This window comes from Flavivirga aquimarina, assembly GCF_030540835.1.
GTDB classification, from domain to species: Bacteria; Bacteroidota; Bacteroidia; order Flavobacteriales; family Flavobacteriaceae; genus Flavivirga; species Flavivirga aquimarina.
Map to the genome: position 1 here is coordinate 42,019 of NZ_JAUOEK010000041.1, position 21,281 is coordinate 63,299.

22 protein-coding genes are annotated in these 21,281 nt (G+C 30.0%); 3 read left to right on the forward strand and 19 right to left on the reverse strand.

Annotation, left to right across the window (positions count from 1 at the left end; genetic code table 11):
• Window position 1: 1 nt before the first annotated feature.
• Both Q4Q35_RS02035 and Q4Q35_RS02040 read left to right on the forward strand, forming a co-directional pair.
• On the forward strand, window positions 2–970 hold the full coding sequence (locus tag Q4Q35_RS02035) for a lysylphosphatidylglycerol synthase domain-containing protein (protein ID WP_303276252.1): 969 nt from the start codon (window positions 2–4) through the stop codon (window positions 968–970).
• A 2-nt stretch (window positions 971–972) separates the two neighbouring features.
• Window positions 973–2,097 (forward strand): glycosyltransferase, encoded by a 1,125-nt coding sequence (locus Q4Q35_RS02040; RefSeq protein ID WP_303276253.1) that lies wholly within the window; start codon window positions 973–975, stop codon window positions 2,095–2,097.
• Between the two features lie 2 nt (window positions 2,098–2,099).
• Here Q4Q35_RS02040 and Q4Q35_RS02045 read toward each other — a convergent pair whose 3' ends face one another.
• Genes Q4Q35_RS02045 through Q4Q35_RS02060 form a run of 4 tightly spaced genes read right to left on the reverse strand, consistent with a single transcriptional unit; the run spans window position 2,100 to window position 6,282 of the window.
• Window positions 2,100–2,576 carry a hypothetical protein gene (locus Q4Q35_RS02045; protein WP_303276254.1) on the reverse strand — a complete coding sequence of 159 codons (477 nt, stop codon included), beginning with the start codon at window positions 2,574–2,576 and terminating at the stop codon, window positions 2,100–2,102.
• A 40-nt stretch (window positions 2,577–2,616) separates the two neighbouring features.
• Window positions 2,617–3,804: a tetratricopeptide repeat protein gene (locus Q4Q35_RS02050; RefSeq protein ID WP_303276255.1), complete on the reverse strand. Its 1,188-nt coding sequence runs from the start codon at window positions 3,802–3,804 to the stop codon at window positions 2,617–2,619.
• Window positions 3,768–5,915, reverse strand: a complete 2,148-nt coding sequence (locus tag Q4Q35_RS02055; protein ID WP_303276256.1) for an energy transducer TonB — start codon at window positions 5,913–5,915, stop codon at window positions 3,768–3,770. Before Q4Q35_RS02055 ends, Q4Q35_RS02050 begins: the two co-directional genes overlap by 37 nt.
• A gap of 4 nt (window positions 5,916–5,919) precedes the next feature.
• Window positions 5,920–6,282 carry a BlaI/MecI/CopY family transcriptional regulator gene (locus Q4Q35_RS02060; protein WP_303276257.1) on the reverse strand — a complete coding sequence of 121 codons (363 nt, stop codon included), beginning with the start codon at window positions 6,280–6,282 and terminating at the stop codon, window positions 5,920–5,922.
• A 161-nt stretch (window positions 6,283–6,443) separates the two neighbouring features.
• Between Q4Q35_RS02060 and Q4Q35_RS02065 the strand changes: the two genes are divergently transcribed.
• On the forward strand, window positions 6,444–6,926 hold the full coding sequence (locus Q4Q35_RS02065) for a DUF456 domain-containing protein (protein ID WP_303276258.1): 483 nt from the start codon (window positions 6,444–6,446) through the stop codon (window positions 6,924–6,926).
• A gap of 415 nt (window positions 6,927–7,341) precedes the next feature.
• Here the strand turns inward: Q4Q35_RS02065 and Q4Q35_RS02070 are convergent, their stop codons facing one another.
• The 15 genes from Q4Q35_RS02070 to Q4Q35_RS02140 form a co-directional block, all read right to left on the reverse strand.
• Complete coding sequence (locus Q4Q35_RS02070) at window positions 7,342–8,016, reverse strand: response regulator (protein ID WP_303276259.1); 675 nt, start codon at window positions 8,014–8,016, stop codon at window positions 7,342–7,344.
• Between the two features lie 10 nt (window positions 8,017–8,026).
• The gene (locus Q4Q35_RS02075; protein ID WP_303276260.1) at window positions 8,027–9,787 is read right to left on the reverse strand and encodes a tetratricopeptide repeat-containing sensor histidine kinase; all 1,761 of its coding nucleotides are present in this window, start codon (window positions 9,785–9,787) and stop codon (window positions 8,027–8,029) included.
• 188 nt (window positions 9,788–9,975) lie between these two features.
• Window positions 9,976–10,128 (reverse strand): hypothetical protein, encoded by a 153-nt coding sequence (locus Q4Q35_RS02080; protein WP_303276261.1) that lies wholly within the window; start codon window positions 10,126–10,128, stop codon window positions 9,976–9,978.
• Between the two features lie 343 nt (window positions 10,129–10,471).
• Entirely contained in the window at window positions 10,472–11,482 is a 1,011-nt protein-coding gene (locus Q4Q35_RS02085; protein ID WP_303276262.1) for a LacI family DNA-binding transcriptional regulator, read from the reverse strand.
• A gap of 528 nt (window positions 11,483–12,010) precedes the next feature.
• Window positions 12,011–12,292, reverse strand: a complete 282-nt coding sequence (locus Q4Q35_RS02090) for a pyridoxal-phosphate dependent enzyme (protein ID WP_437439735.1) — start codon at window positions 12,290–12,292, stop codon at window positions 12,011–12,013.
• Window positions 12,293–12,402: 110 nt separating this feature from the next.
• On the reverse strand, window positions 12,403–12,789 hold the full coding sequence (locus Q4Q35_RS02095; RefSeq protein WP_303276264.1) for a DUF4345 family protein: 387 nt from the start codon (window positions 12,787–12,789) through the stop codon (window positions 12,403–12,405).
• 60 nt (window positions 12,790–12,849) lie between these two features.
• The gene (locus tag Q4Q35_RS02100) at window positions 12,850–13,560 is read right to left on the reverse strand and encodes a helix-turn-helix transcriptional regulator (protein WP_303276265.1); all 711 of its coding nucleotides are present in this window, start codon (window positions 13,558–13,560) and stop codon (window positions 12,850–12,852) included.
• Between the two features lie 590 nt (window positions 13,561–14,150).
• Entirely contained in the window at window positions 14,151–14,432 is a 282-nt protein-coding gene (locus Q4Q35_RS02105; protein WP_303276266.1) for a hypothetical protein, read from the reverse strand.
• Entirely contained in the window at window positions 14,429–14,989 is a 561-nt protein-coding gene (locus Q4Q35_RS02110) for a hypothetical protein (RefSeq protein WP_303276267.1), read from the reverse strand. Before Q4Q35_RS02110 ends, Q4Q35_RS02105 begins: the two co-directional genes overlap by 4 nt.
• Window positions 14,990–15,084: 95 nt before the next feature.
• On the reverse strand, window positions 15,085–15,507 hold the full coding sequence (locus Q4Q35_RS02115) for a hypothetical protein (protein ID WP_303276268.1): 423 nt from the start codon (window positions 15,505–15,507) through the stop codon (window positions 15,085–15,087).
• A gap of 354 nt (window positions 15,508–15,861) precedes the next feature.
• Entirely contained in the window at window positions 15,862–17,286 is a 1,425-nt protein-coding gene (cuyB, locus tag Q4Q35_RS02120; protein WP_303276269.1) for a cysteate racemase, read from the reverse strand.
• A 105-nt stretch (window positions 17,287–17,391) separates the two neighbouring features.
• Window positions 17,392–18,072, reverse strand: a complete 681-nt coding sequence (locus Q4Q35_RS02125; protein ID WP_303276270.1) for a hypothetical protein — start codon at window positions 18,070–18,072, stop codon at window positions 17,392–17,394.
• Between the two features lie 112 nt (window positions 18,073–18,184).
• Window positions 18,185–18,793, reverse strand: coding sequence for a DJ-1/PfpI family protein (locus Q4Q35_RS02130; RefSeq protein ID WP_303276271.1), 609 nt, complete (start codon window positions 18,791–18,793; stop codon window positions 18,185–18,187).
• Between the two features lie 148 nt (window positions 18,794–18,941).
• A complete protein-coding gene (locus tag Q4Q35_RS02135) occupies window positions 18,942–19,718 on the reverse strand; it encodes a hypothetical protein (RefSeq protein ID WP_303276272.1) in 777 nt (258 codons plus the stop codon).
• 341 nt (window positions 19,719–20,059) lie between these two features.
• Entirely contained in the window at window positions 20,060–20,770 is a 711-nt protein-coding gene (locus Q4Q35_RS02140) for a hypothetical protein (RefSeq protein WP_303276273.1), read from the reverse strand.
• Window positions 20,771–21,281: the final 511 nt, after the last annotated feature.

Sequence of the window (21,281 nt, forward strand, 5' to 3'; positions counted from 1 at the left end):
TATGACTTATACATTTCCATACAAAACTAAACAATTCTTTTTTGGGCTTATTAAATTAAGCATTGTTATTGGAGCTTTTTACTTTATATATCAAAAACTAATGAATAATCCAGAATTAGATTTTCATGATTTCATTGATTTTTCACTGAAAAAAGACGTTTTTTCATCAAAAAGCATCATTTTTTTGCTTTTTTTGACGTTTTTTAACTGGTTCTTCGAAATCACAAAATGGAAAATATTGGTCTCTTCGGTAAAAAAAATAAGTTTTAAAAATGCTCTTGAGCAAAGTTTAGGATCGTTAACAGCCTCATTATTTACACCCAACAGAATTGGCGAATATGGGGCTAAAGCTATTTACTACGCTTCTAATTACAGAAAACGTATTCTTCTAATTAACTTATTAGGGAATGTATTGCAAATGGCTGTTACTACTGTTTTTGGGGTTATTGGTTTTTGTTTTTTTGTAGCAAAATATCAAGTAAATATTGATTATTATAAATTCATTCAATATATTTTAATTGGGGGACTTATAATCGTTTCATTAGCTTTTGGAATGCAAAAAACAACATTTACCATTAAAGGGTTTTCTTTAGAGAAAATGAAACATGCCATTTTAGGGTTTCCTAAAAAAACGATGGTAAAGGCTTTATCTTTATCTATACTACGCTATATAGTATTTTCGTTTCAATTTTACTTTTTGTTACAACTTTTCGGAATTGAAATAACATATTTTAACGCAATGATTGTTATTACATCCATGTACTTATTAGCGTCAATAATTCCGTCTATTTTTATATTTGATGTTGTAATAAAAGGAAGCGTTGCTATTTATTTGTTTAGCATCATAGGCATTAGCGAAATTATCATTTTAAGTACTATTACCTTGATGTGGTTGTTAAATTTTGTCTTACCGAGTGTTTTTGGAAGTTACTATGTTATTCACTTTAATACACCTAAAAACGATAACTAATTATGGTTTTAATAAGCATCTTTATTACTATAGGTTATCTGATTTTAATTGGATTTTTCGTTTTTGGTTTTGATAAAGTTACCTCCTTTAAATTAGAAGATATTCCTCCAAAAACTACTTTTTCGGTTATTATTCCTTTTAGAAATGAAGCAGAGCGTTTACCTAAACTACTACAGTCTATAGCTTTGTTGAAATACCCATCTCATTTATTCGAAATTATTTTTGTTGATGATGATTCCGATGATGGTTCAGACAACGTTATTATGAGATTTCTCGCTAACACTCAAAATGACATAAGGGTTGTTAAAAATGAAAGAAAAACGAATGCTCCCAAAAAAGATGCTATAACTACAGCTATTAATCACTGCAAAAATAAATGGGTTATAACGACCGATGCAGATTGCGTGTTGCCAATATATTGGTTGGATAGTTTTGATGCTTTTATTCAAAAAACAGACACAAAATGTATTGCTGCACCAATTACATATCATAATTCCGAGAGCTTTTTAGATCAATTTCAATTGCTGGATATTTTAAGTTTACAGGGAGCGACCATTGGTGGTTTTGGCATTAATAAACCATTTCTTTGTAATGGTGCTAATTTTGGATATGAAAAGGCTTTATTTCAAAAATTAAACGGTTTTGAAGGCAATACCAATATTGCCAGTGGTGATGATATTTTTCTACTCGAAAAAGTGGCTAAAACCTATCCCGAACACCTTCATTATTTAAAATGTGAAAAGGCTATAGTAAAAACACAATCGCAACCTTCTTGGACAGATTTAATAGCGCAACGCATCCGTTGGGCCGCAAAAACAAGTGCTTATAATAATTGGTTTGGAAAACTCACCGGGCTTATCGTTTTACTTATGAATGCATTAGTCATTTCAACTTTATTGCTTACTGTTCTTGGTATTTTTAATTTTAAAATCTGGGGTTATATTGTAATAATAAAACTTAACATCGATTTCTTTTTAATTTATAAATCTGCTCATTTTTTAGATCAGAAACATGTTTTAAGGCATTTTATTTTCGGATTTATAATTTATCCTTTTTTTAGTGTCTATGTCGCTTTTGTTTCTCTTTTTAAAACCTATAAATGGAAAGGAAGAGCGTTTAAAAAGTAATATCAGTCTACTTGGATAATAATTGGTAACTTAAATTCTGTAGTAACTTGTTGCCCTCTCTTTATTGCCGGGAAAATTTTAGGCAAGGTGTCTAAGCTTTTAGATAGCAACTTGTTTATATTTGGTATTTCCTTTATGGTAAGGCTATCTACTTTTGTCTCTAAGATAGTTACTATTCCAGTTTCGGATACCCGAAGTTTTAAATCTATAGTATCGTTAATATCTTTGGTTACAACTATAATTTGGTCTTGTAAATATTTAAATATATGGTCTGTTAAAACATTTGTAAAACACTGTTGTTTTTCTTGTTTATTGGATAAAGAGTCACACAAAGCAAATGTTGGGTATTCGTCAACCTCGTTCCAGTTAAACGTTTGTAATTCTTCATTTAAAATAACTTCAGAAGATGTTTTTTTTACATTAAAATACTCGCAAGAAGTAAGTAATATTATTAATAAAAATACACAAATCTGTCTCATGGATTACAACTGAAACCGAAATGTACAATTTTTTTACATTTTAATCAGCTTTTACTCCCGCCTTCACGAATTTTTCTTTTTTTAATTCACTAATACGTTTATCAATATATTCTCCATGAAACCCGGATGGAAATTTCTTTTTAAAGTTAGTGAATAATTCAAGTTTCGTATCTAAATCTGCATAGTAGGCATCTTTCGTTATTAGTAAACGGAAATGTGTACTTATATTATCTGGATTTTCTTTTATGGCCTTTTTTAGTGTTTCTATAGATTCATCATACTTTTTTTGTCTATTTAATATGGTAGCCAATTTTGAGTATTCTGCGTCTAAGGGCAAATCTTTTGCAGCTAAAAATTGTTTTACATATTTTTCTGCATTAACAAAATCGTTAAGCTCATAATAGTACGTTCCTATTGCATATAAAGATGCAGCATCATTCTTATTATATTTTAATACAAGTTTTCGTTGTTCAATAGCTTTTTCAAATTCAAACTTGTAATAGTAACAATAACTGAGCTTTTCATGAATAAACTCAGAAGACTCACCTAGTTCTATTAATTTTTCAAACCATGTAGCTGCTTTTCTATAATAATGCTGCCAATAATAATTTTGGGCTTTTAAACTTATTAGTTTTACATTATTTTCATAGACCTTTAGTCCCTCATCGGCATATTTCTCTACTAATTGATGTTTCCTCTTTTGAAGATAATATTTTGCAATTTTATATATAGCTTTTTGGTGGGTTTGGTCTATTTCATATACAGAACGAAAGCAGTTTATGGCTGTGGAATCTTTTACTTTTTCCAAGACCAAACCTAGTTCGTAATGGTAATTGGGGTTTTTATGATCTATAAGGATCAGGTCATTAAAAATTTTAGAAGCTTCCTCATTTTTTTTAGTTTGGGCCAATAATTTAGCGTAGTGATATTTTATTAAAGCATCGTTAGGCTTTTCCTGTATACCAGCCTTGTAATTCTTTAAAGCCTCATCATAATTACCAATGGCAATATATGCTTTAGCAATTTTATCGTAAACTTCAGATTGATTTTTATATGTTTTGTAATTTTCTATGGCTTTAGTGTAATTGCCATTGGCATATAAACTATCTGCCATGTTTAAAACCGAAGTTTGAGCTTCGGTTTTAAATACTATTAACAACAGTAATAATAAAGTATATCTAGTCATCTCTATTATTGCCGTATTTGTAAAGTTATTGGTAATGAGCATACTACAGTTACAGCTTTACCTTTGTGTTTACCGGGTATAAATTGAGGCAATGTTTTTATTACATTATTTGTTTCTTCCTCTAAACCTGGGTGCGAAGCTTTCGAACTTATATCTACCACATGTCCTTCTGTATTTATTTTAAAAATAGCATCAATACGTTGCCTGCCTTTTACCCCTAAAGATTTTGCTTTCGAAACATTAAAATTTCTATTAATATGTTTTTGAATCATATTAGAAACACACTTGCGTTTCTCCAAATTATCAGCTAAATCTTTACAGTCGGTATGTGATGGTGTTTCTTCAACATCTGTAAAAGGAATTTCATCTTTCGAATAACCTCTGTACCCCACTATTGCAATTTCATCCAGCATATTTGTCTTATCCTGAACTTGAAATATAATTGGCAGAGAATAAGGAACATTCACTACTTTCCCTTCATGCTTTCCCGGAATCATTTTAGGGAGTGTGTTTATTACGCGAATAGCTTCTTTTTCAAGTTCAGGATGAGGCGCTTTACAACGTACTCCTTCTATATCACCTTCTGTATTTATTTTAAAGATAATATTAATACGTTGCCTACCTACTAAACCTAAATCTTCAGCAAGTTTTGTGTTAAAGTTTTTATTTACATGAGATGCCATATTTTTAGACATGCATGCTTTTTGTTCTTCGTTACTAAGCGATTCGCAACCAGGAAATATTGGAGCTTGATCGACAACAGTAAAAGGCACATTTTTTTTAGAAACATTGGGTTCATTTTTACTACTATTCTCTTCATAAGCAACAACTACCATCTCATCAACCGTAGATTTATCTTGTATTTGTAAAATTATTGGTAAAGAATAAGTTACTGTAACGTTTTCTCCGTTTTGCTTACCGGGAATCATTTTAGGGAGCGTCCTTATTAAATCTATTGCCTCTTTTTCAAGTTCAGAATGGGCGGCTCTGGAGCGTACACCTGTTACATTTCCATCTTTGTTTATTTTAAAAATAACATGGATACGTTGTCTCCCAATAAAACCTAACTGAATAGCCTTGTGTGTATTAAAGTTTTTTACTATATGTTTAGTGACTTTATTAGTAAAACATGTTTTCTGTTCATTTTTATCTAAGTCTTCACAACCAGGGAATATTGGAGTTTCATCTACCTCAGAAAAAGGTACTTCCATATTTATTTCTCTTAAAGGAATTAATTCAGTTTCGCTAGCACTTAAAACATTATTATTTGCGTTTTGCGCTTCTGTAGACGTGTAAACCAACATTACCAAAACCATAGGAATTAACAAGGTGTACTTTAATAAATTAATTTGCTTTGATTTTGATTTTTGCAACATAACGATTCGTTTTTTGATTAATGATTGTTTAAAAAATGGATTGATGAATGATATATTTTCGGTTTGAAAAACTTGGGCTAATAAGTTTTCATAATAATCTATTTTACTTTGGTATTCTAAAGCTTTCTTGTCTGCTAAAAACTCATGAAGTTGCATGATTCTATTTTGATACATATATACCAAAGGATTAAACCAAAATAGAATTCTCAGCACTTCAAAAAATAATAAGTCCAAAGTATGTTTTTCTTTAACATGTGCCATTTCATGTTTTATAATAGACGCTTTAGCTATTTCGTTTATTCGCTCTCCTAAAAAGATACAATTGAAACATGAAAAAGCAGCATTACTATTCAGCAAGCTAACTATATGTAAATCACCTATTCTGCTTTTGGGGTTTTTAAAAAATAACAACGTTAATTTAATTATCTTAAACAGAAATAAAAGAGTTGCCAATAACATGCCTGCATATAAAATCAACTCCCAGGACCATATTGATTTTGAAGTTACAATAACCGGATCTAATTGCAAGGTATTAATATCTGTTTGCGATTTTGTTGTACTACCAATAATAACTTCTGGCAAGCTTATTATGAAGTCTTGGGGAAGTATTTCTTTAAAACGATTTATCTTAATAAAAGGAATTATTAATGATAATACCGAAGTAACAAGAAGGTAAACTCGATTCCAATTAAAAAACGTTTCTTTTTTTAAAAATAGATCGTAAATGATTAGAAAGAATAGCTGAAATGCTATGGTATTCATAATATAATGTATCATAATACTATAAGTTTTTTTTGTTGATTTCCTTTAAAACAGATTCTAAATCTTCTATATTCATATCATTTTTCTTTACAAAAAAGGACACCATACTTTTAAAAGACCCCTGAAAATAATTATCTACTAATTTATTTATGGACTGATTACTATAATCCTGCTTAGCAACTAAAGGGAAATAAATATGTCCTTTCCCTTCTTTTTCGTAACCTACAAACCCTTTGTTTTCTAAAATCCTAACTATGGTAGATACCGTATTGTAAGCTGGTTTAGGTTCTGAGAATTGTTCTATAATAGCTTTTACATTGGCTTTTTTTAATTCCCAAAGTATTTGCATGATATCTTCTTCGGCTTTAGTTAGTTGTTTCATTTTATAACATTTTAATAGTAATATTTACAACTAGAACTTCTTTCAACTAAAAGTTTAGTTATACAAATATAACTAAAAAAATAGTTAAAACTAATTTTTTAGTTTAAAAATGTAACATTAATTCTATAAAAGCGTCTAATAAGCTGAATACAAATACTTTTATGGATACCATTTTAACTATTATTGCTGTTTTATTTATGATTCTAGGTATTATAGGCAGTTTTTTACCCGTATTACCCGGGCCATTAACAAGCTGGATTGGATTATTAATTCTTTACTTTACCCATACCACACCAATAAGCAAATCTTTTATAATTATAACATTAATAATTGCCATACTTATTTGGATATTAGATTATATTATTCCGGCCATTGGCACAAAACGATTTGGAGGTACTAAGTACGGCATGATTGGTACTACAATAGGCCTCATAGTAGGGCTTTTAAGTCCTATTCCCGGAGGTATTATTATTGGTCCTTTTGTTGGAGCTTTAATAGGAGAACTTTTAAATAAAAACGATTCTAAAACTGCAACTAGAGCTGCTTTTGGATCTTTTATTGGTTTTATTGCATCTACATTTATAAAGTTTATTACAGCTATTATTTACTTGGGCTTTTTTATAGGGTTCTTATTAGAAATATAAATAGGGAATATCTAAAACAGAGTTATTACAAATAAAAATAACCCTTAATCATATCGGATGAGATACGATGGAGGTATCGCATGACATGGCTTGACTTTATTTGTGTTCCTTAATTGTATAATCCTTGTTTAAATTATGAGATTCCTGCCTTCGCAGGAATATAAAAAGAAGAAACCCTATGGGTCTCTCACCTCCATAGGGTCTGTAAATTGCTATTATCAACAAAAAAAATTGAGGGATTAATTAATTTTTGAAGTGTTGATGATATAAATATACTTATAAGTCCTGTCTTTGAACTACGGGAAAACCGCAACACCTTTACGGGTAATTGATACTATTGAGGTATAGCAAGGGTTTTAAGAGTAAAAAAAATAGTATTTTTTTCTAAAAAAACGAACTATCATAAATAAAGCTACTAAACAAAGCCTTTTTTTCTCGCTTCTTTTAATAACGTTTCATCCTGACCGTCATTTACTTCAAAAATATCTCTAAGGTGTTTTTTTCTTTTTTCAACGGCACTTAAAGAAATATCTAAATGCGTTGCTAAATTTTTTGTTTTCACCCCTTGCGATAATAAATGAAGTATTTTTCTATTTCTATCATCAATAACTATATCGCTTGTAATGGTTTTTCTAATATGACTATTTACAGTACCACTATAAAATGGCGGATTATTAAGGACTGCCTGAAATGCACTGGCAAGTTCACTGGAAGTTAAATCACTTTTAATTAAAAATCCTTCAGGATCTATCGTTTTAATAATATTATGAATCCTAAAAGATTCATTAAACATGGTTAATATAACAATTTTAGCCTTTGGTAAAATTCGCCGTGCATATTCTGCCAAATCTTCACCAGAGCTCATTAAACCATCTGTAGATGGTGGTAAGCTAATATCAACAAATAGCACATCATAAGGGGTTTCATTTTGAATTGATTTATCCATATAAACAATGGCCTCGTCACAATTATTAGCAATATCAATTTCGAGTTCCTGACTTTCCTTTTTAGTAAAAAGCAGTGTGTTTTGATACCCTTCAATAATCATTGGGTGATCATCAATCATTAGTATTTTTATCTTTCCTGTCATAAATTTTGTGTTAGGTAATTGGGGCTTCTATAATTACTGTAGTTCCTACATCTATTTCTGAGTCTATATTTATACTTCCGTTTATGTCATTTATTCTGGATCTCATGTTCTTTAATCCTATACCTGTCTTCGCTTTATTAACATCATATCCAGAGCCATTATCTCTCATTGTTAAGCAAATTACATTATTTTTTAATTTAAAACTAATATTTACCTGCGTTGCATTGGCATGTTTATATATATTATGAAGCGATTCTTGAATAATTCTGTATATATGAATTTTGTTCTTGTTAGAGGCTTCATCCCAATTAATTGCATCGTCAAGCTCTAATATATATTTCAGCTTATAAGCCAACGTTTGTGTTTCCAGAAAGGTTTTTATAATATCTATAAATCCGGAACCGGATACAAAATCGGTATTTAACTCATGCGATACTTTTCGTATATCCTGCTCGATGGTTTTAAGTTCATTTATATATTGTTCTCTAGTTTTTATAGCCTCCGCGCTATTGCTCATATTTAAACTGTCTAAACTTAAACGGGTTCCAAACAAACGTCCCAGCACACCATCATGTAACTCCTCAGAAATTCGTTTTTTCTCCTGTGTTCTTGCTTCTTCTATACTTTCGTTTTGAGACAGCATCAAGTTGTATATCTCTTCATTTGTTTCTTGTTGCTTCTGGATAAATTGTAATTCTTTATTTCTGTTTCTTTGGGTAATTACCAGATATAACAGAAACGATGAAATAACCAATACTGCAGAAATTATTAAAAGCCACATACGTTCTTTAGCAATTCGAACGTTTTCTTGTTCTATCTGTTGTGTTTCAAAACGAATTCTGGCAAATTTATTTCTTATTCTTCGTTCGTTTTTTTGTAAACTGTCACTTAACTTCACATAGTCTTTTAGATGTTTAGCCGCAATATCCCCTTCTTCTATTTCTGAAAGTAATAAAAGAGACTTTAATAAATCATCATTATGATATTTTTTAGAAATATTCTTAGCTCTATAAGCATAAAACTTAGCAGAGTCTTTATAATTAATATCATTGTAATACTCTGCCAAATGTTGGCTAATAATTATTGAATTATATCCTTTATAATCTATACTATCGCTAATTTTTAATGCCTTTAAATACAAGTTAGGAATTTCTTTTAGATGTTTTGATAAATATAATGTGTGTCCATAATTGCCTAAGACCAAAGCATAAAAACCTGGCTGTTCTTTTATTAATTGTTTGTTTTCTAATATTAATTTATAATTTTCTATGGCTAACTCATATTGGCCCGAACGGGTATAACTATCAGCCAAATTATTTAATGTATAATTTATACTGGCACTAAAATTGCCTCTTAATTCTTTTTTAAATTTTAGAGCGAGGTTATAATATTTAGTTGACTCACCATATTGTTCTAATTCATCAAATACTATTCCCAGAGTATTGTATATATAGGCTTTATATTTTTTAACCCCATTAGTTTCATCTAGAGATTCTAACAAGGTAATTGCTTCTATTGCTGTTACTTCACTCCCAATAAAATCTTTTTCGTTACATTGAATAACAGCAATTCCATATAATGCTTTGGCTATATTAAATTCTTCACTTAATTTTCTATAAATCTTTTCAGCCTTATGGTAATGAAAATATGCACTATCTGCAAGTGGTATTCTTTTTCTATATATTTCACCTAAAGAGAAATGAGCTCTTGCAATAGAAGATGAATCTTTTACTTTTAGGTTTACTACCTCATGACTCAAAGAATCAATCATAAATAAAACATTATCCTGACTATAAGAGCATCTTATAAATATTATTAATGTGACATAAAATAATTTACACTTAAGCAAAAAAGAAAAATTAAAGGTTTCTTCAAATTTATTTATAATTTTTTAATTTAAATAAAAAAGCTCTTTACATCTAGTATAAAGAGCTATATATGTTAATAACTAAATAAATATTAGTCATGCACCTTACCTCCAGTTGATGGGGCAGGCATACTAGTATTATTACCTGCTTGTAATACATCATCTTCATTTAAATCTTGTTTAGTGCATGATGCTAATGTTGCGAAAAGTACTGCTACGAATAAAGTAATTTTTAGGGCTTTCATAATGTTTCAATTTTAAAGTTAATATTAATTATTTTTCTTACTATTTTTTAAACAAAAACTATAGATAAGACATTGAAAACAAATATCTTAACTGAGGGAAAAATGGATAATTAACTTTAAATCGAATACATAAAATAGTACAGCGATTCTTTAAATTTTTTTGAGGGAAAATAATACAGATTAATTCTTCTTAGAAGAACTTAGGGAATTTTTATGGGGCGCTCTTTAAGATGCAGTAAAGTTGGTTAAACTGCACGTGTCGAAGAAATATAATCGATGAAATACATATATTATCGATTAAATACAAATAATGCAATAAAAACTGTTGATAACCTGTTAAAAACTATTTAAGCATCGACTTCGTTTTTACAAGGCTGGTTTTTACAATTTTCGTCTTTACATCTTCATTTAAATGCATTTTCTGTAGTCTGTCAATAAGCATTTGAGCCGCATTAGCACCTATAACTTTAGCATGTTGCCTTATTGTTGTTAACCTTGGCAAAGAATGGTTAGAATCTGCTTTACTGGCAAAACCTAATACTGATATATCTTTTGGTACTTTTAAACCTAAATTAACCGCAGTGTTAATAGAAATGATGCCTGAAGAACTATCAGCTGCTATAACCGCATCTAGTTTTTTATTTTTCTTAAAGAACGCTTTTATCTTTTTTTGATGATCGTCTTTCTTTTTAATTTTTAAAACCAAGGGCTCTTGGTTATTATGTTCTAATATCGCTTTATTATAGCCTCTTTCTCTTAATTTGCCAACACTTAATTCGCCAATATTACTTATAAAAGCAATATTTTTGCGACCTTCTTCATCAAGTAACTTTTTAGTAGTATTGTAAGTCGCATCAAAATCATCTACAATAACTTTATCACATAGTACATCATGTGCTACCCGATCAAACATAACTATAGGTAAGCCTTGACTAATGGTTTTCTTAAAATGATCTATTTCATTCTTAATCTGTGTCTCTTCTGCAACCGACAATATAAACCCATCGACACTTCCATTAGCAAGCAATAACAAACTTTCTTTTTCCTTTTCTAAAGACTCATTGGAAATACACGTTATAATATTATATCCTAAATTGGTTGCTTCTCTTTCTATACCGAAAAGTACTTTAGCTAAAAAATGATTTAATATATTAGGAATTATAACGCCTATCGTCTTCGTTTTACTTTGCTTTAAACTTAAGGCTACTTTATTAGGCGTGTAGTTATATAATTCGGCAAGCTCTTTAACGCGCTTAACTGTCTCTTCGCCAATCTCTTCACTATTGTTTAATGCTTTCGAAACCGTAGAAATAGAAACATTTAATTCTTTTGCTAATTGTTTTAAAGTAACCATACTGTTATATAAATTTAGAAGTATTGCAATTTACAAAATTACTCTTAGCTAATAGTGTTATATAAGACGATTGAATGTTTTTGGTACTTATATAGCAGAATTATAAAATAATTATAAATAGAGGTAGGAATGTTTTTTCATAGTGAGTTTTCTATATTAACTAAGCCATCTCAACTATAAAGAGACTCCCAGAATCCAAAATCTGTTTTATAAGAAACTCTTAATGATGAATGCCCCAACCCACGCCAATCTGCTGTAATAACATTGAATCTTTTTTCACTAAGATTATTTGCAAACAATTCATAATGTTTTACTCTCACTCCCATCTCGAGAATAAAAATAAATGTTGCAGAACTATTTTTCTTTGAGAAAAAGACTGAAACCTTATTTTTCGTATTGTCAGAATATGTTCATTCCTTTATTTTTATCTCATTTTGGATCTATTCTGGGCTTGTAAATAACGTATGTAATTACTTTTGTTATATGTAGCATGTAATTCTTATACATACTGATTATAATATGCATGAACTAAAGGCATTCCACTTGTATGGACAAAACTATTGTTTCGTCTTTTTTTATCTTGTTATCTTTTATATATTCAATTAATCCAGCCGTTGCCTTACTTGTATATACAGGACAAAGAAAAAGTCCTTCTAGTTTTGCTAACAGATTAATTGCTTTTATTCCATTTTCTGTTGGGATTCCATATCCTTCCCCCACGAATTTTATATTTAACTCAAAGTTAGTAGTTATATCAAATTTTGGTTTAAGATTTTCAATTATTTCGTTTGTTAGTTTAGCAAGTAAGATAGCAAAAGGGGACTAATCTGAGGGGAATTCGGAGAATTTTCCGGTTAGAACACACCATACTCCAGCAATTAACTATAGCATCGATGTTAGCCACTGGCATTATCTTAAGTCTAATTCCAAAGGTTTACCAAACAAAACATATTAGCCATACCTAAAACTAGTTCAAATATGATTCCTTGGGTGATTTGTTTACTCGGTTTACCATCAACTTTTAAACTGATTAATCTACCTATTACGAAACCTATAAAAATTAAAGTTGCAACAAAGTGTGAAGTAAGGGATAGTTTTCCAATAAATATTCCAAATGCTATAATAATTCCAGCAAAAAACATAACTGAACTAACACCTCTAACTTCATTCAATAAACTAGGATCATTTTCTAATTTGATTCCTGAGTTTTTTAAATAGGTTTTAATTGGGTTACTCAATCTACTAATACCTACAAAGATTAGTAAAAGAGCTGATAATGATAAAACTACGATTCTAATAATTTCCATTTTTAGTTGTTTTTAATTAATACTTCTGCAAATGTAAATTGAGGTTGTGACAAAGGTGTGTCAAGGGTGTTTTTGGTTCTTTACATATTTTTCAAAATATTCTTTTATCGACATATTATGTGGACTAAATGTTTCGTTATCTGTAATAAGATTTTGGATAAAATCTATTCTAAAGTGTCTAAAATTATTTCGTAATCTACAAAAAGCAATTAACAAGAAATCTCCATGAATGCTGTAAATAGCAAAAGGTTCAATGTTTCGAGTGGTTCGTTTTTTTTCGGAAGAAAGATAATCCATCTTTAAGACTTTATATTGGGTAATAGCAGACTGTATTTGCATTAGATTATTACTTGTTTTCTCTTCATTGTTGTTCCCACTAAAGTAAATTCTATCAGACAATAAATCTGCATTTCCTTTTTGAGAGTATCGTAAAATGGCTTTTATTTTTTCTATAGCGCTAGTTGTGTTTTTAACAAGTGATAAGTCTTTGTTTTTGATTGCTAATTGCTCCATCGTGATTAAAGCATTTGCTTCCTCCTCTGTAAAAAGAACAGGCGGAAGGTGATAGCCTTCCATAATAGAATACCCTTTCCCTTCTTCGGTTACAATGGGTATTCCTGATTTTTCAAGTGTGCGAATATCTCGATAAATAGTTCTTACGCTAACATCGTGTTTTTCAGCAAGCTGTTTTGCCTTAATAATTCTTTTAGATTGTAGTTGAGTAAGAATAGCAGTTAATCTTGAAAGTCTTGGTTTTTCTTTTTCTTCCATTTTCGTATTTTCTGCTGTGTGGTAACGTCTGGTATAAGGCCAGTATGGCAGTAAAAAGAACTGACATTTCGAGTTTGCACTAAGCCAAAACAAACGTTTTTACTTTTATATTTTGTTAAACGTCAAAACGTTTGTTTTGGTGTGATTGCTTAAAATTACAAAACTTTCGTTAACCACCAATGCCTATTTGTTTTTTACCTCAGTTCTTTGTCATCGGCTTTTTTTCTCTCATTTCATTTTTAGTTCTATATTTGAAGTGTGAAACACATTACACTTCATTATGACGCCAAAAATCAAAATTCGGCTTAAATAGAAAATATTGGATAGGCATACGGCTGTAAGTCCCGCAGACCGTTCGGGGCGTTGCTTTGATGTGTTTCGCAGTGACCTATCCTCTTTTTATTTACTTAATCCATTGTATTATACGAAACACAAATGGTCAATTGGTATGCACTGAAGATAATTTGGTGCAAACACCTTATGGTTTACTTTTTACCGAAGTAAAAAAAGGAGAACCACTTTCTTCAAATCAAATTAGGTTCCTAGAGAATATTAGCTACGAATTTGATAGATCTGAACGTCTTAATTTCTCAAGGCATTCTCATAAGGCATACTTTTAGTCGGTTAATTAGTTTTTCTGATTTTAAGCATTCCAATGGTGTCAAATTATCTAAAGCAGGAATATTTTTATCTAACCAATTTAAACTTGTTTCTCCAAATTTGTAATAAATGACTTTCGCTAAATCAATTCTATTATCTACTTTTGAGAGTAGTGTCTTTTGAAATTCAGGATCTTTCCAATTACTTTCAAAAACCTCAATGAATTTCTCCCAACTATTTTGTCCTTTAAAATACTGTTCAAGTTTAATCAATTATTTTCTTTTTTTGCAAGGTTTAATATTTCACTTATTTGGTCGAATGTCTTTATTTCACTTTTTGTAATCGCATCAATAGATTGGTTAATTGAAATGTATGCTAAATTTTCATTCAAAGAATTACGGGTTTTACCAATTACATATTCAATTAGATTTGAGGTTGAGTATAAAATTAATTCAACTTCTATTGGGATTTCAAAATCATCATCTTCTCTAGCTACAACTGGTTCTCTAATTTCATCGTGGAGTGATTTATTTTTAAGAGCATTTATTTTGTCAGTCAGAAAGTTATTCTGTCCGTTTATTTTTTTTAAGAGCTTAATTGATTTTTCAATCAGATTCTTCTTTATTTTATGATACATTCCGACAACAGAGTCCGTGTATTCAATTCGATTTTCAGAGTTGTAATTCTCCCAAATTGGCAATCCGATTTCAATCAATTCGATAGCTAATTCGATTTGAGTTTTCTTTTCTAAACTATTTACTAATTCGGTTAACGGTATTCTCAAATGTGTGGCAAAATGTTTATATGGTTTGTTGCGTGTTTTCAGCACCTAATTTAGCAAATACAAACCAAATAGAAAATCCGCGAGGATTTTCGTAAGTAGGTTAGAACTTAATGTCATTAAGCTTGCACTAGCAATTAATTTTATACGGTTTGGTTGGGCATCGTTTTTTTTATTCGTAATCCATAATTCAAACAAACAACAGGTACAGTCATCACAATCAGAATAAACAAAAGCAATGGAAAATCAGAGTCAATCACGTTCAATTTCACAAGTAAGTTCATTCCAACTAAAGAAATTACTGCTCCGATAATCAGAAGTAAAATTCCTTTTCCGATATTCAGTTTAGCTCCCGTAATGAATTCATCAATTTTGATAAATCCGAAAATTGTAATTCCATAAATAACCCCAACAGTTATGAGCAGAAGAAAAACGCCAGCCATCATATCATCTGTAAAAGGGAATTCCGTACTTTTTAAAGTCCATTGAATTAAATAATAAATGGATACCGAAATGATAATCTCAATTATAATCCATAAAATATTTTTCCAATTCAAACTTTTCATTTTCAAGTTTTCTCAAATTATACCCAACAAAAATATATAGTTAATATTTTTTATATAAACTACTAATGTAATAAATGTTTTATTTGTTTTTATACATAATTGTGTTATATTATGTAGCCTTTATTCAGGACGGGCCATTCTTACTCTTAACGCTACTAGCTAGAAAAGCTAGCGGTAGCAAACATACTATAACCGAGCAGGAGTGTTTTTTTAAATTGCCTACGGTTTGTGTATGGTTTGTTGTGTGTTTTAAGCAACTAATTTAGCAAATACAAACCAAATAGAAAATCCGCGAGGGTTTTCGTAAGTAGGCTAGAATTAGCAATAAATTATACGGTGTTACAGGTAGTGTTTTCACAAGTTTGATGTAGCTAAATTTACTACTTTCTTTGCTAAAATTAAAGTAGGATCAACTAGCTCAACTGATTTTTTGCCATCTCTAAGCTCCTTATTTTCAGGAAACAGAAGTGGTAATTCAGTACACCCTAAAATAATTACCTGAGCCTCTCTTTTAATAAGGTGATTAACTCCATTAAGAATTTGTTCTTTGCAAAGTCCATCTGTATAACCCGCTTTTACACCAAATTTTCCATAAATGCTTTCCATTACATAGTTTTGATGAGTTTCATCCGGAATAACTACCTGAAGTCCAAAACCCGTAAGTACATTAAAATAAACTTTACTTTGAATAGAACCGTTTGTTGCTAATAGCCCTACGTTGGTACCCTTTCCAAAATTTTCTAAAATATATTCTGCTGTAATTGTTATCATATTAACAATGGGCACATTAAGGTGTTCTTGTATTTCTTTTACAAAAGCATGCGCTGTGTTGCAAGGTATTGCTATTGCATTTGAACCAGCGGCTTCTAATTTTTTACAAGTTGAAAATAACGCAATAGTTGGGTCTGTTTGATTATGAATCAAATTGGCTGTTCTATCAGGAATTTGAGGGTTTTGCTCTACTATCATTTTTATATGATCCTGGTCTTTCTTCACTGTTGTATTTTGAATGATTTTATTCATAAAATCGACCGTTGCAGAAGGCCCAACTCCTCCAACAACACCAAGTTTAAAAGGTTTAGGCTGTGGGATATCTCCTTTAGATAGTGCATAATCTGCATATATCTCATTAACGTCTATAATAGAAATTCCTCTTGTCCAAAGCTGATTTACCAATAGAGAAATTTCAGTTATACACGGTAAAATCACTTCACAACCTTTTGCTTTTAGCTCTATACAGGCCTCGTAAACATATTCTAGCGGTAAACCGTCTAAATATCCATTTTTTATACCTGATTCACCATATATAGCATGCATTAACTGGGTTTGGCTTGTAGGATATATCAATTCATAGTCTTGAAAATATTTCTCTAACAAGAATGATTCTTTCACAAAACTAGATGTAAGCACTCCTATTTTAGTTCCTTTATCAAATTTCAAACTTAGATAATTGGCTATAGCATCAAAAATATTAACAATGGAAATGGATGTTTCTTCTTGCAGCTCCTCTAAAAATGAATGACTTGCAAAGCAAGGCAGTAAAATTTTAGACACATTTTTTTGTTCAAAATTTTTGCACAAAGTGAAAGTGTAGAATTTCCTTGATTTTATATCCTGCTCTTCAAATAAAGCAGATTCAATCTGACTATAAGGTTGTTGTTCAAAAATGAAATGATAGTGTTTTTGATTTTTTAAAGCTGATTTGTTTTTCAGAAGTTTAAAAAACAAATCGGCTCCAGATAAAGCTCCTAAGCCTCCAATTACTGCTATTTTACCCATTCTATGTTCAATGATTCTAGTATTAGCATGACCTGTAACGTTTCGTATAACAAGCGTAGCCTGCCCGATAGGCGGCTATGATTTGTTATACATGTTAACGATATGTTATTTTTCCAGTTTTTTATTAATCCAACTATAACTAGAATTGAAAATAATCATTTTTAATTTATCTTCTTCGAATTTAAAAATAGTCTCAGCCTCCCCAAGTTCATCCTCGCTTATTGAAAATTGTTTTATTTCATTCATTTTTTTTGAAGGCAGAAAAAATTGCTCTAAAAATTTTATTTTATTTTGCCCAATCTCCACTCTTTTATCGTCTATATGGCTTTCATCAAATATTTCACCGTAAACCAAATCTAATCTATTTACTTTTGGATGATGATTGTAATATTCCTTAAAGAATGAGGTTTCAGATTTGTAAACAAATACAGTATCCGTTTTGTCTTCAGAATTATATGTTTCGATTGTTTTTTTAAAGTTCGAGCGAATTATAGATTCTGAGAGGTCAATTATTTCGTAATAGCAACATAATTCTAAATTTCCATTAGAAAAGGAAGCTAGATAATCATTTTTATCTAACGATAATATTTCATTAAGGTCTATTCTTGTGTCAGGTTTTATTTCTCTTACTTTTTGATCATGTATTGTATCAACATTTTCTTTAATGTTTTCAGTCTGATTCAGTGATTCAGGTGCTTTTATATCAATTGATTTAGACTGTTTTTTGTCCGTCTTACAAGATCCGAAACTAAAGATGATTAATAAAATTATGGATAAGTATTTCATTTTGATTTGGGAATTATCGCTAACATGTATGGCTTCGTTACGGAAAAATCCGCAGGATTCTTTCCGCCATAATCCAAAGATAGCGAATAAGCGTTGAATTCCGATTAGGAATTCAGCCGCAATGAGCTATAGTATTGTTAGCTACAGTTTTTATTTCAAATTTGCTCGGGAAATAATCCATACTTTTTCTAATTATTTCTGCTCTATCTTTTCCAATTAATTTTTGACATAAATATAAACCTAGATCAAGTGAAGAAGAAACAGCTCCAGATGTTATTACATTTCCATCATCAACTATTCTGCTTTTAGAAACAATCTCACAATATTTTTCCAAAGTTTCATATTCATTAAAGTTTGTAGTTGCCACTTTTCCTTTTAAAAACCCAGCAGCGCCAAGAAGTAGGCTACCTGAACAAATTGATACTTTCTGTTCAATGTTTTCTCCTGTTTTCAACCATTCTATAAATTCAGTGTCAAATTGCAATTTTCTTGTTCCAAATCCTCCAGGGATAATTATCATTTGATAATTAGAAAGGTTAGGTTTTATTTTTTCAATTTCTATTTTCAAACCGAAATTATCAGTAATTGAGTTTTTGATTCCACATAAATCCCAACTCAATTCAGGAATAAATCCTTTTGATTTTATTCTGCCTATAGAGTCATAAACACCAATAAAATCAAGTAAAGTTATATCGTCAAAAAGTATATACGCTATTTTCATTTTTTTTAAAATTACCACCAACGTGTTTATATGGTTTGTTATGTGTTTTTAGCACCTAATTTAGCAAATACAAACCAAATAGAAAATCCGCGAGGATTTTCGTAAGTAGACTAGAACTAGCAATAAATTATGGTGTTAGGCAACGTATTTATTTATTTTTCTTTTTGTTATACATTTTCTCTCGAACTTTCATTTCATGTTCAATTCCCATATTGTGTCCAAAACCCATACTTTGTTTTAGAGTTTGTTGGAAGTTTGGACGTAAAACTCCATTGCAAATAAAATTTGGTATTTCGTTTTCGTAAACTCGTTCACCATATTTATAAATATGTATCATTAACGCATGAATGTGTGTGTAATTTCCAACTCGATTTAATCTTCTTGTATAATTATAACCCATATTATGTTCACTCGGAAAACCATATTTTTCAGTTAACTGTTTTAATTCTGAAATAATAGCTTTGGCTTCTTTTATTGCATCGACAGCCTTAATTTCAATTGTCCCATAATACCAGTCCATTGTTTTTCTAGTAAAAATAGCATCTCTTTCTATCAAGGAAAAATATTTGACTTTCAATTCAGTATCAAAATTTTGATAATAATATTCATTATATTTTTCAAATTCAGAGTTAAATTTTTGATACCAACTCTTTTTTTTATATTTAAAAAAATAACGCAAGGGAATTCCTCCTTTTGCAAGTTTTTCTGCAATTACACCAGCCCATAAATCATCTTTTATTTTATTTGCGGAGAATAATGATAAAGCCAAATCGATTCCAAGCGGAAAGTTAATTTTAGTAAAAGCAAGTTTGAAGTTTTTACTAGCTTCTTTATAATTCTGTTTTGAATACTCCTTTCTTGCTAAATCCACAATTTGATAATATTCTTCGTATTCACATTCTTGGGAAGACAAATTTGTTGTCATTAAACTGAATGTTAATATTAGAAGAATGAGTCTTTTCATATGTTGTCTAACATAACTACTAATGTAGTAAATGTTTTATTTGTTTTTGTCATAAAATACAAGGGTATTTCTTTTTTCTCTTAACGCCACTAGCTAGAAAAGCAACGGTAGCAAACATACTATAACCGAACGGGGATCATGTTACTTTAAACATAAAAGTCTTAATAAGACTTTTAACAAGCGCTTAAATTTGAAAACAAACAAGTACTTCTAAAAAATAAAGCTCCTCAAAAAGAAGCTTTTAAGTTAATTTTTGCGTTTTTTAGTGTCTTGTGCAACGATTACCATTGTTGTGTGGCGTTTTATTTCATTATCCACTTAATTTTTTCGATTAAGTATATTTGATTTTCCTTTATCACTATCACTTTTAATCTATCACTTCCGAAATACTTTTGTCCTTTTTCGTCTTTCATGAAAAGAGATAAAAACACGGTCCAATTATCATTTTCTTTATGAATCCCAACAACATCTACTCCGTCAGTTACATCCTGACTATTAGTCCAGTATAAATAGTCATCACAGTTTTCTGGATTTCCTTCTCCATATTCACTCCATTTTAATCCTGATATTGTTTCAGCGCAGAGTTTAGTTCGTTCCTTTTCATTGTCCATAAAGGAATTTGAAATTGTTCCTAATTTTCTAAGTTCTTTAAAATAAGGTTCATAATCAATTACACAACTATTGTTTTCTCCTTCAGTTACCTCAAAATCAGTAGAAATTTCAGAGTTTATTTCATTAGTATTTTTAATATACCATCTATGAAATGACAATGCAACATCTCCAATTTCTTTTTCGATTCCAGTTAGTTTGATTTTTTGTGTCGTTGATGCTGGATTTATTCCTTCTTCTATAGGTTTAATTTTACCTATAGATTCATAAACTGTCTCTTGTTTTTCTTTTTTTACAGGTTCAGTTTTTTTGATAGACTGAGATACAGCCTCTTGGAGGTTTTTTTTATTATTGACGCAACTTAAAGATATTATTAAAATTAAAATATAGGTTAATTTATTCATTCTCTTATCGGTTTAATTTGGGTTTATTTTTTTAATGACACACAACAAATATATAGTTAATATTAACTACTAATGCAGTGATTGTAATTCTGTCTTTGTTATCAATGCAATAATTCGATCCGTTCCATTTAATGTTTTCAGTCAAGTTTTTGTCCGTTGATAAAATGTAATTTCTTACTAGCTCAATTTCCTTTCTAAAAGGGTGCTTTAGGCTGTCCAATAATGCAGTTACTTCTCTGTTTAGGTTAATTTTTTGTTTTGCCATATTTTTGATTTTAGAAGAATGGTTGTCTAATAAAGTTATGTTTATTTGTGTTGTCCTACAATGACCGCTAACGGCAGTCTGTCTCAAAACTAATTTTACTTCTCTGAGAATCTCATATTTTGAGATTTTTAAAAGACACCTATCCGAATACCAAAACCAAAAATAAGAGATTTTGAGACAGTCTGACGGCCTTGTATAAAAGCAGTAGCAGACCAAAAGCTACTACCTTTCGGACAGCAATATACC